Source organism: Okeania sp. SIO2B9, assembly GCF_010672505.1.
Taxonomy (GTDB): domain Bacteria; phylum Cyanobacteriota; class Cyanobacteriia; order Cyanobacteriales; family Microcoleaceae; genus Okeania; species Okeania hirsuta.
The window spans coordinates 1-3,654 of sequence record NZ_JAAHGK010000799.1 but is presented as its reverse complement, the minus strand read 5'-3'; the positions used below and the strand labels follow the sequence as shown (position 1 = coordinate 3,654).

Genomic DNA, 3,654 nt, shown 5'->3' with positions numbered 1-3,654 from the left:
TCGGCGGTAGTGGTAATGATACGGTTGAAGGGGGTGCTGATAAGGATACATTAGTCGGAGGAACGGGTGATGATATTCTGATTGGGGGAGGAAGCAGTTTAGTCCGGACTATCCTACCCGATATGGATAGTAAGCAGGATATCTTTAAAGTTACAGGTGATGAGGGAGTAAGCGGTTTTGGCGACGATACATTAAGGGGATTTGAACGCAATCTAGATAAAATTGAATTTGGCTTCGATATTCTGCTGAATTTTACTCAAAATCCACCTCCTGGTGATTTAAGCCTGAAGAATTTTGACGTTCTTGATTACTGGCCTAATGGTAATGTCGCAGGTGCGGATGGTGAATTGACAGATCTCGATTTCCCCTTTGTTGAAGAAATTGGTAACGATCTACTCATTAACCTTCCTCCATCCGGTAACATTACTATAGGTGTTCAAGCTGGAACCATTGAATATCAAATGAATGGTCAAACTTTTAACTTTGGTGGAGGCACTTTGTTAGTCGAGAATGTCAATAGTTTAGGCAATAGTTTAACCGAGAATGATTTTATCTTTTCGTCCTAGAATACATCATCATCATCTAACTAGATAATTACATTAGACCTTTTCAAAATCGGTATTTTTGGAAAGGTCTAAAAACAGTATGACTATTTGTAGCAAACATTTATCACCCTTGGTATTACCCACATATTATTTCTCAGGACTTACGCAAAGACTATAATCCATTTGCGTAAGTCCTGTTTATATTAAAGTCAAATTTTATGATTAAGCACTTCTTGGTTTGTATTTTTATAGAATTTATCTGCCAAATATACTGCTATGCTAATTTCCGGAAAATTTTACAATTATTTAACTGAAAAATCAAGTTTTTATCAGGAAAGTAAACACCTGATTTTTCCTCCTAGGAAACCCAACAAAAATCCGTCGCAACCTACCATTTTAGCTGTGTCCGTCCACTACAGCTACTGGAAGAGAATATTTTAAAATATATAGTATAGATTTTCCTGTTAGATAGTAATTATTATGAATAATACTAATAATTCTGCTCGATCAGAAAGTAAATGTTTCAAAAAAGCGTAGTTTTGAATGATTGCTCTATCTTTTTACCGAAAAATTGTGGTTTAAAGCGGACCCTTTTAAGGGGATAATAAATCAAAATTTTCCTTTGAGTCAATCCTCTTCTTTTCAAGGAGAGGTAATTATTAATAATTAATTATTAATTATTGAATGTATATATAGATGTTAATTTAACCCATCATATCGATTGTTCATAATACTAATTAATTTGTGTGATGCTTCAATTGTTTTGTCGAAATCCCTCTGCCTTTTGAGGATATTTTCCCTAGATATATTAATTTTCATCTTCTGCAAATAAGAATCCAATCATCGGCAAATCTATGACAAGTTTCTGCTCAATGTAGAAAGATTTATTTAGATAAATTCACGAATACCAAATTCATTTCTAAGTTGCATAGAATAATATTTGGCGTTGGTAAAGCGCGTGTATGATATTCATCTTAATTATTTAGGAGTCAACCCACCCCTCGCCCCTCCCCCTCCCAGGAGGGGAAGGACCGAGTCATAAGTCAGGAGGGAAGAAAGAAGAAGAAACCCCGAGTAGAAGGAGAAAGTTTTTTGGTCGCGTAAAGGTCACGGAGTTCTATCGCGCTCTGATCCGGACATGATATCATACCTCTTTTCACCAACGCCTAATATTTTAATCAGAGTTGACTGTAGATCGAGATAGACAAGTTAATAAATTTCATAATTCTGTGCCACCTCACATAAAATTGGTATAATACCCAATACCTAAAACCTAATACCTAACACCTATTATTAGTGAGATAGATTAATGAAAAAAAGAAAAAAATTGATCTTTAGCCATAAATGGCAAGCATTTTGCCTAACGGTAGTTGCTTGTACTCTAACGCTATGGGTGTCTCCAGTTAGTTCCCAAGAATCACAAATAGAAACTTCAGCCACAATTGCAGCAATTACTACTGAAGAACCAGAAATTCCTGTCGATGAGCTGAAGCTTTTGCTCAAACCTTTGACTCAGGAGGAATTAGAAGTCGAAGCTAAAGCTTGGCAGAATTTGCTAAAAGCCAAAGTTCAGGAAATTAGCGATGCTGAGATTGCTATCAAACGCAAAAATCGGGAAACCAGAAAATCTGAAGAAGCGGTTGATGCTATAGAAAAAGCTCAGAAATCTCTTGAGGAAGCAGAAGCAAGAAAAAAGAGTGCATCTCCTGGTTCTCCAGAAGCAGAGGAAGCTGAAAAAAATCTAGAAGCGGCACAAAAAGAACTCGCCAAAGCTCAAGAAGCAGTTGAGGAAGCTGTTGAGGTTAAAAAGCAAAGTGAAGGAACTGGGGAAGCTACCCAAAATCTAGAAGTGGTAGCAGAAGCGATCGAAGATGAAGCTAGTAATACAGATAATATCAATAGTCAACAGGAATTAGTAGAGAAAGAAAAACAGTTAGAAGCATTATCACAAAAACTCGAAGATTCTAGTGAAGTCGCATCGGAAGTCAAGACTAAATTGGTCGTTGATGTCACTGAACTTCAACAGCAGCAAACTGCTCTTGCCGATCGCTTTGATACTGTTTTGGATGAATTTGAGAGTAAAGGGGGCAAAGCTGAAACTTTCCGGCAATATGTTGAATCTGTTAGTGGTGTCGAGATTGATGTAAGTGATACTGAAGGTTTATGGTTAAGAATAGGTGGTTGGATCAAATCAGAAGAAGGTGGTTTACGTTGGGGCAAAAATATTGGTATCTTTTCTGCAATTGTGGCTACTTCTGTAATTGTTGCTGCCATTTTAGGCTTTGTGACTAATAGAAGTCTGCGAATTGTAGGGGGAGTTTCTGACCCTTTGCGTCAATTATTGGTCAGATCTGTCTGGCAAGCAACTGTTGGTGTTGGTGTCTTATTCGCCTTGACTGCTTTGGAAATAAATCTTGCTCCAATTCTCGCCTTAGTTGGTGGTACTAGCTTCATCTTGGCATTTGCTTTGCAAACCAATATTGGAAATTTGGCTAGTGGTTTAATGATTATGATCTATAGTCCGTTTAATGTAGGGGATGAAGTAGAACTATGTGGAACATCAGGCTACATTGATTCCATCAGTCTCCCTCATACAAAAATAAAAGGTTGGACTGGTCAGATTATTACAATTCCCAATAACTCTATTTTGAGTAGTGTGGTCGTTAATCATAGTGCTAGAGATACTCGTCGCGTTAGTTTGCAAATTCGGGTTGGTTATAATGAGAATTTGTCTAAAGTTGAGCAATTACTTTTGGATATTTTTAAATCTCATTCTCTAGTATTAGAGGAACCAAGACCAAGTACATTTGCATGGAAATTTGAAGAATACTTCGTCGATCTGTATGTAGGAGGATGGACTAAAACTTCAGATTACTGGCAGGTATATAATGAAACTCTTCATCAAATTAAGGAAAGATTTGCTCAAGAAGGAATCTCTATTCCTATTCCCCAGAAAGATATTCGTGTTCAAGAGTCTACCTAATTATCTTTGAAACCTCAAAAAAATAGTATAGCAGGGAACAGGGAACAGGGAACAGGGAACAGGGAACAGGGAACAGGGAACAGGGAACAGGGAACAGGGAACAGGGGGAAATGTTTTTCCCCCTGA

1 protein-coding gene and 1 pseudogene are annotated in these 3,654 nt (G+C 37.3%); both read left to right on the top strand.

Features of this window, described 5'->3' with window-relative positions:
* Positions 1 to 566, top strand: a pseudogene (locus tag F6K13_RS23570) (hypothetical protein); the annotation flags it as partial.
* A 1,288-nt stretch (positions 567 to 1,854) separates the two neighbouring features.
* The gene (locus F6K13_RS23565) at positions 1,855 to 3,528 is read left to right on the top strand and encodes a mechanosensitive ion channel family protein (RefSeq protein WP_287288564.1); all 1,674 of its coding nucleotides are present in this window, start codon (positions 1,855 to 1,857) and stop codon (positions 3,526 to 3,528) included.
* Positions 3,529 to 3,654: the final 126 nt, after the last annotated feature.